We start from the raw sequence: 12,389 nt of genomic DNA, 5'->3' as shown, positions 1-12,389 counted from the left end.
ATGTTTTTCGCCCTGGAACACCTCCCCGATCTTTCAATACCAGGCCCAGCGATTCCATGATACCCGGTATTGTTGCATCCGCCTTCCCGGATATATATTTTATGAAGCTGAAGATGGATTTCATGGCGGCGGTGACCATATGGTTTTCGGTTGATCATATCCGGCTGCATGGGCAAAATAATACCGGGAAATACGTACAAAGAGAATTGCGACTGCCTGAACGGGCGGGTCGTGGAAGATCTCGCAGCCTGGCCGGGGATGACCCGGGCCATGGCCAAATATTGACACATTATATTGATATGGGATATTCTTTTTGCCAGGATCAGGAGATCCCTGTCGGTCGATTGGAACAACCCGAAAAACATGCCGGGTATCGCCAAGTTTCGAATGGAGGTTATTTGAATGGATAAGCTGTATCTGGTCACCGGTTCGGCAGGCCATCTGGGAAGTGTGGTTACACGGTATCTGACCGAGGCGGGAAAAGCTGTCCGCGCCCTGGTGCTGCCCGGTGAGAAAGACATTCCCGAAAAGGCAGAAATATTTTCTGGCGATGTACTTGATAAAGATGGTATCAGGCCGTGTTTCAGGAACCTGGATGGCCGTGATCTGGTTGTCATTCACTGTGCCGGAATAGTGTCCATAGCCTCCAGGTTTATCCAGGCGGTGTATGATGTGAACGTGACCGGAACAAGGAATATTGTTGATCTTTGCCGGGATCATGACGTATCAAAGTTGGTCTATGTCAGCACGGTCCATGCCATCCCTGAAAAACCCGCCGGTACAGTGATAACGGAAATAACAGATTTTTCACCGGATGCAGTTGTGGGGCATTACGCTAAGACGAAGGCAGAAGCAACATCATATGTTCTGGATGCTGCCAGACAGGGGCTGAATGCCTGCGTTGTTTACCCGTCCGGGATTGCCGGGCCGTATGACCACGGGAGAGGGCATATCACCACCCTGGTCATCGATTATTACAAACGAAGATTGACCTCCGGTATCGATGGTGGGTATGATTTTGTTGATGTGCGTGACGTGGCAAACGGGATCATTGCAACTTGTGATAGAGGCAGGCGCGGCGAGGGTTACATACTGTCCAACAGATTCTTCAAAGTCAGGGAAATACTCACCATGTTGCATGAAATAACGGGCAAGAGCAAAATAAAAAGTTACCTGCCTCTCTGGTTTATAAATGCTGTGGCACCCCTGGCGGAACTGTATTACAGGATACTGCGCCAGCCACCATTGTTCACTCCATATTCCATCTATACCCTCAATTCAAATGCACTGTTTTCTCATCGGAAAGCTAGCGAGGAATTGGGTTACACAACCAGAGACATGAGGGAGACCCTGGCCGATACGGTCGATTGGCTGAAAGAGAAGGGCAGGATATAACCCGGCATCGCTGTCTGCTCCAACCGGACAACGATGCTCCGGGGACAGGTTTGTTCTACCTTACCGATATTTCCGGTCACGAGGCGAGATAAAAAAAGAGATGGCCGGAAACCCTGACAGGTCCAGGTTCCGGGCCATCTCATTGCAAATGGACAATCAACGGCTATTTTTTCGGAGGTTGCCAGACTTCCCACACCTTGCCGGCCAGCGCCGGTGAAGGTTTCAAGGTCTTGCCCCCTTCTGTCCACCCCGATGGCATGACTTCACCGGTTTCTTGATGATGCCTGTAAGCTTTGAGCTGGCGGATCAATTCTTCCGGGTTCCGTCCGACGGGGGGGCTCAATACCTCGGCGGCCTGTATGACTCCCTCGGGGTCGATCAGAAAGCGGCCGCGGATATTTACCCCTTCTTCTTCGTCATAAACACCATAGAGCCTGCCAATGGCACCCGTCTGATCGGAAGCCATGGGGAAAGGGATGTCTTTCCCGATCATCTTGCTAAGCTCCGTTTCATTCCAGATCTTGTGGGAGAAAACGCTGTCGGTACTGATAGAAAGGACATCTGCTCCCAGGGCAACAATGTCATCATAGCCCACGGCTATGTGCGAAATCTCGGTGGGTCAGACAAAGGTAAAATCCCCGGGATAAAAACAAAGAACGAGCCATTTACCTTTGTAATCCTCCAGCGAAATTTGCTTGATCTTGCCGTCGTGGTACGCTTTGGCCGTGAAGGAAGGAGCCTTTTTTGTTACCAGCATGGAATCACCCCTTTTCAAGTATTGTTGAACTTATTGAGAGTATATATTACAACCAATATTTTGTAAAGAAATATGATCCAGGTTCTGTCAGGAAATCCCGAAAAAGGGGTTATTTTTTCGATGTGATTTTCCGGGCCTTAAGAACGACGAAGACACCTTTTCCACTCCCGGGCAGGACAATCTGTTTTTTGTTTTCAAGTTCGTAGATGGTCTGGCAGGTGTGCAATATTTCAAAGCCCGCTTCCGCCAGTTCCTTTTTTATTTCTGCACTTGAATGAAGGTTGGCCGCGGCGTAGAATGGGTTGTTTTTTTTCCTGGTTTCATAGACCACGCCCAATGGTGATGATCGATCAAGAAAAGCGATGACCAGGTAGCCATCACTGGTCATGATCCGGTGTATTTCTTCAAAAGCTTGCCGGACATTCTTCAGAAAACAATCGACGGTGATCATCAGTACCAGGTCATGAACGGCATCTGCAATTGGCAGTTTTTCAGCGGACGCGTCGATGACCCGGATGCCCCTGGCTTCCGATTTTTTCCGCATTGCCGCTGACGGTTCAACTCCCTCGCGGACACCCAGTGCCTGGGCAAAAATACCCGTACCTGCACCTATTTCAATGCCTTTCCTGAAATCGGGCATGAGCTGCTTGATAGCTTCCAGTTCAGATTGGAAAAGAAGATCATTTTCGTGAAACCAGGATTCATACTCGTCGGCCCTCGTCTCGTAGGGGTTTTTATCCATCTGCCATTCATCTCCGGGATAATCGGTTTTGCTTCTTTTCGGTGTTGATATTATAACATATCAACAAGTGTGCATGTCGGTGTGCACGGCCATCATGCGTGACTTGCAGGATATGCCCTTCATGTATTATGGTATACTTGCAATGATTTGTGTATTTAAAATACGGACCGAGGTGGGTCATGAAAGCAAACAATATTTATTTTTACGATTCACCACTGGGTAGTATCATGATCGCGGAAGATGGCGCAGCTATCACGAAACTTTATTTTTCCGACGGGGCAGGTTGCCGCGATTTGCCTTCGAGGGAGACTGTCCTCTTGAAAGAAGCGGTAATTCAACTTGAAGAGTATTTTGCGGGGAAACGCAAGTTGTTTGACCTGCCTGTAGCGCCTGCGGGGACCGCTTTTCAGTTAAAAGTATGGGAGGCCTTGCGGGAAATACCTTACGGACAGACGAGAAGTTATGGTCAGGTAGCGCAATCGGTGGGCAACGGAAAAGCTGCCCGCGCCGTTGGCATGGCCAACAGCAAAAATCCCATTTCAATCATCATTCCCTGTCACAGGGTGATCGGTTCCGGCGGGAAACTGGTAGGCTATGGTGGGGGACTGGACCGAAAAGCTTTCCTTCTGGAATTGGAAAAAAGCCGCCGATGACCTGTAAACAGCGAGTTGTTTTTCCCATTTGCAATGCGTGATGAATTCATGTGGGATTTGACTATAAAAAAAACTTTAAATATTTTAATTTGCATTCTAATATTTTATGTGTTAGTATGATCCATGAAAAAGCCCCTTGCGGGGTATAATTAGGAGGTTCTTGTTTGATGGAAGGTAGTGTTAAGTGGTTCAATGCCCAGAAGGGCTACGGTTTTATCGAGGTTGAGGATGGGAAGGATGTTTTCGTGCACTATTCGGAGATTCAGGGTGACGGGTTCAAGGTTTTGGAGGAGGGCCAGAGGGTTGAATTCGAGATCGTTGAAGGAACTCGCGGGCCCCAAGCAGCAAACGTGGTAAAATTATAGATTCCGGAAACCCGAGAGTCATTATTTCTGCGTTTGAAACCAAAAGCCGGTGTTACACCGGCTTTTTTATATTTCAGCTGCTATGAAGGTGATATCCGGAAGAATCATTTCACGGTATTTGGCTTCTCTGTCAACTTGAATATATTCTTTGCTCCAGGTAACAAAATTTGTTATAATGCTGGTAGTGTTCCAGTCGATGCCCACGAGGAGGATCGATCCATGTTCAAGTCTTTGCTTAACATACTGTTCTACGATCTTATTTCCAGGTTATGGGCAGGAAATGACCGACTGCCACCCTCTGCCAGATCCGGCGAAGTTTCTTTCCGCGATGTCCTGCATAATGTCAGTTCCGGGATGACATCCAGCAACAATTCTTTCTCTACGGGGGTGCAGGTGCAGGAGAAAAACAGCCAGGGTAATCTTGATGCATTGATCTTGCAGGCGGCCGGCAAATACAATATCAATCCCAATTTGCTGCGGGCGGTGATCAAGGTTGAATCCAACTTCAGGCCGGATGCCGTATCCCGGGCAGGGGCGATGGGGCTGATGCAATTGATGCCGGCAACGGCAAGAGGCCTCGGGGTTAGCGATCCTTTCAACCCCGCCCAGAATATTGACGGGGGGGCCAGGTATCTGCGCCAGATGCTAGATAAATTTGGTGACACAAGGCTGGCTCTGGCTGCATACAACGCCGGGCCGGGCAATGTGCAGAAATATAACGGGATACCACCTTTTACGGAGACACAAAATTACGTGCCCAGGGTTTTAAACGAGATGAACAGGTTGGATTTCATGGTATGATATGTTGACCCCTGATGATCGGGTGTGATCTGTTGATGAAAGGTGCATTTTTTTTCCAAAAAAAAGTTTATATCCACTTTTTGATATTGATTCTTGCAATCTTTCTGTGTTGTGGATGTCCACTGTCCGAAGGGACTTCCAGAAATCACAGCGATGGTGAAAACGTGAAAAAGACCATTGAAATGCCAGAGGGCAGTTATACCGGTTTTGTAAAAAACGGCAAACCCCATGGCGAAGGCGTTCTTCTCTACAAGGATGGCGGCAAATACACGGGTGAGTTCAAATCAGGAAAGAGATCCGGCCACGGGGAGATGGTCGAAGCGGACGGCTCGGTTTATGTTGGAACCTACAAAAATGATCAAAAAAGTGGGGAAGGCACCTATTGTTTTCCCGATGGCAAGCAATACAAGGGCAGTTTCAGCCATGACCTTTTTGATGGTCGGGGGGAGATGTCCTGGCCCGATGGCGTAAGGTATGTAGGCGAATGGGACAAAGGTCAATTGGCGGGAAGCGAGACTTATGACTGGCCTTTCAAAAAAGCTCCCATTGTTGATGACGAACTATCCTCAGGCCATTCTACCCGGGGATTTTTCCTGGGCGAAGAGCCTTACCATCCGGTTTATTGAATCCTGTTTTCCCCGGGGATCCCGGCCAATCCCGCGAACAATCTGACAGCATGATATTTTTATCGAAAGATCTATCCGGTTTCCGCTGTACGGCCCGGAGGTGTGAAATTTGTGATCTTCCGGGGAAAGATATAATAGCAATAAAATACACACCTTGAGGGGGATAAAGGAATATGCGTATCAAAAACATTGTTCTTGTTGAACCAGAGGCACCTGGTGACCACGTTTACAAAACGGTGAAAATGCCCCGGCTGGGGCTTCCGCTCCTGGGAACGATCTTGAAGGAAAAGGGGTATGCTGTAAGGGTCCTGTTGGGTGGAAGGGATTCTATCTTCCCCCGTGACATCGACGTTGCGGATCTGGTGGGGGTCTCCACGACCACTTCCACCAGTGCGGAAGCTTATCGCATAGCACGTTATGCCCGAAGCAGAAAGATACCGGCGATCATCGGGGGAATACACGCTACTTTCTTGCCCGAGGAGGCCCTCGCTCATGCCGATTATGTTGTTCGTGGCGAAGCAGAAACTTCCTTTCCGGCATTGATCAGGTCCATCGAGGAGAAGCGGCTCCCCACCGATATTCGGGGTGTTTCCTACTGGGACGGAGCGGAGATGGTTCATAACCCGGATCGGGATACCTGGGAAGATGTGAACGCACATCCTATCCCCGATCTTTCCATGATTGGCAAGTTGTCCACATATCCGGTGATGACTTCACGCGGTTGTCCCTTTGACTGCAGTTTTTGCAGTGTTACGCCCATGTTTGGCAGGAAGTTTCGCTATCGAAGCACGGAACTGGTACTGCAGGAGCTAGAACGCTACAGGAAGGAAAAAGTATTTTTTGTCGATGATAATTTTACGGCCAAGCGCAGCAGAGCCAAGGAACTGTTGCGAAGTATGATTGATATGAATATCTTGCCCCGTTACTGGGGGGCCCAGGTACGGGTTGATGTGGCACATGACCCTGAATTGCTCGACTTGATGCGTCGTACCAACGGGAGAATGGCTTATATCGGGTTGGAATCGATCAGCCCGGAGACTCTGGCGAGTTACAACAAGCAGCAGGACATCGGAGATATCAAGGAGGCTATTCGGGCCCTCCACGAATATCGTATCGGTGTACACGGCATGTTCATGCTGGGCGGTGAGGGCGACACGGTGGAGAGTATACGTGAAACGGTGGACTTCGCCCTCGACATGCATATCGATACGGTACAATTTCTTGTTCTTACTCCGCTTCCGGGTACACCCCTTTTCGATCAGCTCGAGGCCGAAGGCCGCCTTCTGACCAGGAATTGGCACCTTTATGACGGGCAACACGTGGTTTACCGTCCCGCCAGGGTAGAACCGGAGGTATTGCAGCAAGAGATGGTCACCGCTTATAAAAAATTCTATTCTTTCCGGAACATGTTCAAAAATGTTTTCGTGACGGGATTGAATTCAACTCTATTCAGGGGTGTCGGCTGGTGGCTGTCACGCCATTTTGAAAAACAATCCCGCCCATATTACGGTGAGCTGGGGCGTTTCCTTGACCCGGTTCCGCTCAAGCAGCCCTTGTTCAAACGGAAATTGATGGCTTTCAATCGTTCCGGAACGGCCTCCTCCCTGAAAAGCAGCCAGTTGCAGATATATTTGTCCATGCGCAAGGATGTTCTTTACATGCGTATAAAGGGTTTGGCGAACAGGGCGACGTTGCAGGCATTGAAACAGGAATTCAAGCAGGTCATACCCGCCGAAATATCCGGGGTGGTGGTTAATCTGGAGGGTTTGAAATTTGTATCCGGCAACGTCGCGAAACAGTTCACTCACTTTCTTGGCAACGCGGGCAACAGGGTCCGCAAATTGGAAGTTTTCTGCAGGGTGGGAGATGGGCTGCGCCATATAATCGAAAAATACACGAAAAGCATGCCTTCTTTTGTAGTCATTGAATATTGATAACGGTAGCTAGCGCGGCTGGACTTTCTGTTTGGGTTCTTTCTTTGGCAGGGGATCGGGAGCATAAAGCTTTCTCGAGATATACCCGGTATGCAACAATCTTTTGGCAATATCGCTTCCGGGATATTCGAGAAATTCATCATAAAGTTTCTTGATCGATGGGTTGAGATGGGATTTGCGTATTTCCCGGGTGCGATCCAGTTCGTGTAGGCCCTTGGCGCGCATGGCACGGTGGCTGACCTGTTCGTTCCAGTCGTTGGTTTCAATATAGATGGGCTGGCCGCCTCCGCCGACGCAGCCGGCGGGGCAGGCCATCACCTCCACGAAATGATATTCTTTTTTCCCTTTGAGGATAGCTTCGATAAGCCGCCTGGCCGCCCCCGTGCCCCTGGCTACCGCTACCTTGATACGGTGTTCCCCCATCTGGATTTCTGCATCCTTGTATTCCTCGGAACGGACCTCGTTGAATTCGACTGTGGCCAATTCTTCGCCGGAGATCCATTCATGGGCGGTACGCAATGCCGCCTCCATGACCCCGCCGGTGGAACCGAAAATAATTCCGGCCCCGCTGGCCTCGCCCATGGGAGAATCAAAAGTTTCTTCCGGCAGTTTTTTCAGGTCGAGCCCGGCCTCGAAGATCATCTGGACCAGTTCCCTCGTGGTAAGCTCTGCATCAACATCACGAAAGCCGCTGCTGTTCATCTCGGGCCGCAACAGCTCGTATTTTTTGGAGACACAGGGCATGACCGAGACCACGAATATCCTGGCCGGATCAATTCCCTCCATCCTTGCATAATATGTTTTGGCCAGGGCTCCGAAGACCTGCTGTGGAGATTTGACGGAAGACAGGTTCGCGGTGAGTTCGGGGTAGAAACTTTCGCAGAATTTGACCCAGGAGGGGCAGCAGGAGGTGAACTGGGGAAAGGGACCACCCCGGGCCAATCTTTCAATCAATTCGGTCGCTTCTTCCATGACCGTTACATCGGCACCAAAGCAGTCGTCAAAAACCCGGTCGAAGCCCAGGCGCCTGAGGGCTGCTACCATCTGCCCCATCACCGGAGTCCCCACCGGATAGCCGAATTCTTCTCCGATAGTGGAACGGATCGAGGGGGCTGTCTGCACGATCACATGGAGATCGGGATCTTGCAACGCCTCCCAGACCCGGCCCGTGGAATCCTGTTCCCGCAGCGCACCCGTGGGGCAGACGGTTATACACTGGCCGCAGTAGATGCAGGGTGTTTCGGCCAGGGAACCGTTGTATGCAGGGCCGACAATGGCGTTGAAGCTCCTTTCCACCATGCTGTAGATGCTGACGGCCTGAAAATTTTTGCACACACTGATGCAGCGGCGGCAACGGATGCATTTGTCAGGTTCGCGTACAACCGATGGGGAGAGATCATCGATTGGAAAATGGTTGCGGCTGCCTTCCAGATGAAGGTCCCTGATTCCATAACGTTTGGCAAGCCTCTGCAGTTCACAGTTCAAGTTGCGTTCACAAGTAAGGCATTCGAAGGGATGGTCGGAAAGTAGAAGTTCGAGGATCTGTTTCCGGGCAGCAAGGATTTCCGGGGTATTGGTTCTTACGGACATCCCTTCCTCCACCGGGAGTACACAGGAAGCATCCATGGTTGGCCTTCCTTCGACCTGGACGATGCAGACCCGGCATGCGGCAGGAGCATTGAGATCTTTGAGGTAACAGAGCGTGGGGATATCTATACCGGCTTTCCGGGCAGCCTCCAGCACGGAAGAACCTTCTGCCACCTCTATCTCTTGCCCGTCAATCCTCAATTTCACCATCTTCATTTTCGCTTACCTTCTACAATAGCCTCAAAAGGGCATTCTGCAACGCATTCAAGGCAGTTGATACATTTCCGGGGGTCGATGCGGTAACCTTTCTTTCTTTCCCCGGTGATTGCTCCTACCGGGCAGACTTTGGCACAGATTCCGCATGCCTTGCATTTTTCGCTCAATATTTCCGGGCGGGTCAAGTTGGGGCAGACTCCGGCCGGGCAACGGTGGTCCCTGATATGGGCCATATATTCATCATAAAAAAGGTTGATGGTGCTGAGCACGGGGTTGGGTGCCGAACGGCCCAGTCCACAGAGAGAAGTATTTATCATGAGCGTGGATAGTTGTTTCAAGCGGTCAAGATCATTTTCTTCACCTTCGCCCCGGCTGATTCGGTGCAAGATTTCCAACATCCTCCTTGTGCCGATACGGCAAGGGGTACATTTACCGCAGGATTCATCCTTCATGAAATCAAGATAATAGCGTGCGATATCAACCATGCATGTATCCTCATCCATGATGATCAGCCCCCCGGAACCGATCATCGAACCGGCTTCCCTGAGGCTGTCATAATCCAGGGGCATGTCCAGATGTCGTTGGGTCAAGCAGCCACCCGAAGGTCCGCCGATCTGCGCGGCCTTGAATTCCTTTTTGTCCGGAATTCCGCCCCCGATTTCATAGATAATTGTTCGCAACGTGGTTCCCATGGGCACTTCGATCAACCCCGGATTTTTAATCTTGCCGGCCAGGGCAAAGACTTTTGTCCCGGGGCTGTCTTCCGTACCTATCTCCCGAAAGCGTTCTGCTCCATGGAGAACGATCAAGGGAATGTTGGCGAGTGTTTCAACATTGTTGATGGTTGTTGAGTGGCCCCACAAACCCTTCTGGACCGGAAACGGGGGGCGGGGGTTGGGGTCTCCGCGTGCTCCTTCGAGCGAGGAAATCAGGGCGGTTTCTTCCCCACAGACGAAAGCTCCGGCTCCCACCCTTATCTCTATATCGAATGAAAAACCATGTTCCAGTATGTTTTCCCCGAGAAAAAGTTCTCCCCGGGCCTGGGCCACGGCCTCCTCACATCTTTGCATGGCCAGGGGATATTCGGCCCGGACATAGATATAGCCGGAACTGGCACCGATGGCGTAACCGGCAATGATCATTCCTTCGATTACACTGTGGGGGTCTCCTTCCAGGATGCTCCGGTCCATGAAGGCACCCGGATCCCCCTCGTCGGCATTGCAGATGATATATTTCTCCTGCCCGTGCGTTGCCCGGGCAAGTTCCCATTTGAGGCCGGTGGGGAAACCGGCGCCGCCCCGTCCCCGCAAGCCCGACCGTTTGATGGTATCGATTACTTCTTCCGGGGTCATCTCCGTCAATGCCCTGGCCAGCGCCGCATAGCCCCTGTATTTCATATAGGCGACAATATCCGGTTTGATGATGCCACAGTTACGCAAGACCAGGGGGGTCTGTCCGCGATAAAATGGCATATCTTCCCGCCGCCGTCTGATTTTGTCCGAATCCGGGTCGCGGTAGAGCAGATCTTCCGCGACCTCTCCCTTTATGAGGTGTTCCCGCACCACCCTGCGGGCATCTTCCGGCGTCAGCTTGTGGTATACTATCCCCTCCGGTAGAACAATGATGGAAGGGCCCAGACTGCAATTACCGATGCACCCGACCTCCGTGATCTTGATGGGGCTGTCCGGTGCAAGAGATGAAAGTTCCTCGATTACAGCTGCTTTAACTTCACGGCAACCGGTCGAGACACAGGGTGCCCCCCCGCAGAGCAACAAACGGTGTACCGTAGATTCATATACCCTTTCCTCTACCAGTTCTTCCAGCAAAGAAACCATGGTGGCTACCCTCCTTCTTCTCCCCTTTCCGCCTCTTCTTTCAAGGCGGAAATAAGTGCGGCGGCCTTTTCCGGGGTAACATTTCCATGAAGGTCTTCCCCGACCTTGACGACCGGGGCAGAGCTGCATGCGCCCACGCAGCGGGATGTGGTCAGGCTGAAACGTCCATCCGGGGTCATTTCCCCGGGTTTGATTCCCAGATTGTCGGCGATCATTTCCAGCAATTCGGCCGCGCCCTTGACGTAACAGGCCGTTCCCATACAGATTTCGATTTTCTTCTGTCCCACCGGCCTGGTGGAAAAAAGAGAATAGAAGCTGACGACGCTGTACACTTCAGCCAGGGGAATATCCATTTCATGTGCTACCAGGATCATGACTTTGCGGGGCAGATATCCGAATATCTGCTGTGCCTCGCGGAGGGCGGGGATGAGTTGGCCTTTCTTGCCTTTGTATTTCTGGAGGGCTTCGGCCAGTTGGCCATAGAGCTCTCTCCTGGGTGGGGATTTTACAGTCATCTTTACCGCCTTATCAATCGGAAAGTGATTTTCGTAGATATAAAAAGGTTTACCATTTCGAAAATAATTATGCATTATCAACGTGGGTGGCAGTATATTTGAGCGACGATGTCATAGATTAATAACGGATGACCGGGTGGATTGGCATTTTCTGAGCGGAGAAGAATTGAGATGGCAGTGGAATCCGAAGAACGGAACAATGGGGTAAAATTTATAACCCGAACGGCGATTCTGTTGGCACTGACACTGGCAGTACAGTGGCTCAGGCTGCCGACGATGTTTACCGGCCCGCTGGTCAATTTTATGCTCATCATTTCCACATCATTGTTGGGGAACTGGGGGGGAGCATTGATCGGTCTTTTCACCCCCTGGATTGCACTCCTGGTAGGGATCATACCTGCACCTCTGGCACCGGCCATTCCTTTCATCATGCTTGGTAACACCGTCTATTGTCTGATTTTCGGGATCGGGTTCAGGTACATGAGGTGGGGCGGGTGGGCCGGCCTTGTTGTCGGCGCCCTGCTCAAGTTTTCGATTATTGCCGGTGCTGCTCGTTATCTTCTGGCTCTTCCGTCGCCCGTGACGGAGGTGCTCCTCTTTCCCCAACTTGTCAACGCCATCATAGGCGGCATTCCCGCTGTCATTTGCGCCCTTTATCTTCTGAATAAAATTGAAATCAAAGGGAGTCGCGGGCCAGAATAAACGTCTTTTTTCCCGATCTGATTTGCAGCCAGAATATTTTGCGGAGAAGCAAAATTTATCTGTCCCCGATTTTTGAAGGCTTCGGGTCGCGGAACGGGGAAATCAAACTTGCAATTCGCGATAAATGGCAATTGGGGAAATTGTAAAATGAATTGCCCGGGGGGTTAAAATAATAGCCCATCCACAGCCAACATCAGTTACACTGAAGTTGCTAAATAAAACAGAGCAACGGAGGTGACATTAGGATGGGCCAAGACAATC

13 protein-coding genes are annotated in these 12,389 nt (G+C 50.9%); 7 read left to right on the top strand and 6 right to left on the bottom strand.

The window, feature by feature from the left end:
- Nucleotides 1-402: 402 nt before the first annotated feature.
- Nucleotides 403-1,395, top strand: a complete 993-nt coding sequence (locus tag GX364_06070; protein ID NLI70409.1) for an NAD-dependent epimerase/dehydratase family protein — start codon at nt 403-405, stop codon at nt 1,393-1,395.
- 163 nt (nt 1,396-1,558) lie between these two features.
- On the opposite strand, the gene GX364_06065 is transcribed toward GX364_06070, so the two are convergent.
- From GX364_06065 to GX364_06055, 3 genes are all read right to left on the bottom strand, one after another.
- Entirely contained in the window at nt 1,559-1,996 is a 438-nt protein-coding gene (locus tag GX364_06065; protein ID NLI70408.1) for a redoxin domain-containing protein, read from the bottom strand.
- A gap of 18 nt (nt 1,997-2,014) precedes the next feature.
- Nucleotides 2,015-2,152: a redoxin domain-containing protein gene (locus GX364_06060; protein ID NLI70407.1), complete on the bottom strand. Its 138-nt coding sequence runs from the start codon at nt 2,150-2,152 to the stop codon at nt 2,015-2,017.
- 109 nt (nt 2,153-2,261) lie between these two features.
- Nucleotides 2,262-2,894: a class I SAM-dependent methyltransferase gene (locus GX364_06055; GenBank protein NLI70406.1), complete on the bottom strand. Its 633-nt coding sequence runs from the start codon at nt 2,892-2,894 to the stop codon at nt 2,262-2,264.
- 179 nt (nt 2,895-3,073) lie between these two features.
- Here GX364_06055 and GX364_06050 point away from each other — a divergent pair, with 179 nt between their 5' ends.
- The 5 genes from GX364_06050 (at nt 3,074) to GX364_06030 (ending at nt 7,273) form a co-directional block, all read left to right on the top strand.
- A complete protein-coding gene (locus GX364_06050; GenBank protein ID NLI70405.1) occupies nt 3,074-3,547 on the top strand; it encodes a methylated-DNA--[protein]-cysteine S-methyltransferase in 474 nt (157 codons plus the stop codon).
- A 167-nt stretch (nt 3,548-3,714) separates the two neighbouring features.
- On the top strand, nt 3,715-3,912 hold the full coding sequence (locus GX364_06045; protein ID NLI70404.1) for a cold shock domain-containing protein: 198 nt from the start codon (nt 3,715-3,717) through the stop codon (nt 3,910-3,912).
- 219 nt (nt 3,913-4,131) lie between these two features.
- On the top strand, nt 4,132-4,713 hold the full coding sequence (locus GX364_06040) for a lytic transglycosylase domain-containing protein (protein ID NLI70403.1): 582 nt from the start codon (nt 4,132-4,134) through the stop codon (nt 4,711-4,713).
- 164 nt (nt 4,714-4,877) lie between these two features.
- Entirely contained in the window at nt 4,878-5,339 is a 462-nt protein-coding gene (locus tag GX364_06035; GenBank protein ID NLI70402.1) for a hypothetical protein, read from the top strand.
- Between the two features lie 173 nt (nt 5,340-5,512).
- Nucleotides 5,513-7,273 (top strand): B12-binding domain-containing radical SAM protein, encoded by a 1,761-nt coding sequence (locus GX364_06030; GenBank protein ID NLI70401.1) that lies wholly within the window; start codon nt 5,513-5,515, stop codon nt 7,271-7,273.
- Nucleotides 7,274-7,282: 9 nt separating this feature from the next.
- On the opposite strand, the gene GX364_06025 is transcribed toward GX364_06030, so the two are convergent.
- The 3 genes from GX364_06025 to GX364_06015 are packed head-to-tail and all read right to left on the bottom strand — an operon-like array spanning nt 7,283 to nt 11,426.
- On the bottom strand, nt 7,283-9,076 hold the full coding sequence (locus GX364_06025; GenBank protein NLI70400.1) for a 2Fe-2S iron-sulfur cluster binding domain-containing protein: 1,794 nt from the start codon (nt 9,074-9,076) through the stop codon (nt 7,283-7,285).
- Nucleotides 9,073-10,911, bottom strand: coding sequence for an NADH-quinone oxidoreductase subunit NuoF (locus tag GX364_06020; protein ID NLI70399.1), 1,839 nt, complete (start codon nt 10,909-10,911; stop codon nt 9,073-9,075). The genes GX364_06025 and GX364_06020 overlap by 4 nt, the downstream gene beginning before the upstream one ends.
- 5 nt (nt 10,912-10,916) lie before the next feature.
- Nucleotides 10,917-11,426, bottom strand: a complete 510-nt coding sequence (locus GX364_06015) for an NAD(P)H-dependent oxidoreductase subunit E (GenBank protein NLI70398.1) — start codon at nt 11,424-11,426, stop codon at nt 10,917-10,919.
- 171 nt (nt 11,427-11,597) lie between these two features.
- Here GX364_06015 and GX364_06010 point away from each other — a divergent pair, with 171 nt between their 5' ends.
- A complete protein-coding gene (locus GX364_06010; protein ID NLI70397.1) occupies nt 11,598-12,128 on the top strand; it encodes an ECF transporter S component in 531 nt (176 codons plus the stop codon).
- Nucleotides 12,129-12,389 lie beyond the last annotated feature (261 nt).

It is taken from the genome of Bacillota bacterium (assembly GCA_012518215.1).
GTDB lineage: Bacteria > Bacillota > Dethiobacteria > DTU022 > PWGO01 > JAAYSV01.
This window is presented reverse-complemented; position numbering and strand designations above follow the sequence as displayed.

Bases quoted from the DNA above. Each gene is read 5' to 3' on its own strand.
- GX364_06025 (NLI70400.1), bottom strand. From the start codon at position 9,076: ATGAAGATGGTGAAATTGAGGATTGACGGGCAAGAGATAGAGGTGGCA.
- GX364_06040 (NLI70403.1), top strand. From the start codon at position 4,132: ATGTTCAAGTCTTTGCTTAACATACTGTTCTACGATCTTATTTCCAGG.
- GX364_06070 (NLI70409.1), top strand. From the start codon at position 403: ATGGATAAGCTGTATCTGGTCACCGGTTCGGCAGGCCATCTGGGAAGT.
- GX364_06030 (NLI70401.1), top strand. From the start codon at position 5,513: ATGCGTATCAAAAACATTGTTCTTGTTGAACCAGAGGCACCTGGTGAC.
- GX364_06050 (NLI70405.1), top strand. From the start codon at position 3,074: ATGAAAGCAAACAATATTTATTTTTACGATTCACCACTGGGTAGTATC.
- GX364_06045 (NLI70404.1), top strand. From the start codon at position 3,715: ATGGAAGGTAGTGTTAAGTGGTTCAATGCCCAGAAGGGCTACGGTTTT.
- GX364_06015 (NLI70398.1), bottom strand. From the start codon at position 11,426: ATGACTGTAAAATCCCCACCCAGGAGAGAGCTCTATGGCCAACTGGCC.
- GX364_06010 (NLI70397.1), top strand. From the start codon at position 11,598: ATGGCAGTGGAATCCGAAGAACGGAACAATGGGGTAAAATTTATAACC.
- GX364_06020 (NLI70399.1), bottom strand. From the start codon at position 10,911: ATGGTTTCTTTGCTGGAAGAACTGGTAGAGGAAAGGGTATATGAATCT.
- GX364_06060 (NLI70407.1), bottom strand. From the start codon at position 2,152: ATGCTGGTAACAAAAAAGGCTCCTTCCTTCACGGCCAAAGCGTACCAC.
- GX364_06055 (NLI70406.1), bottom strand. From the start codon at position 2,894: ATGGATAAAAACCCCTACGAGACGAGGGCCGACGAGTATGAATCCTGG.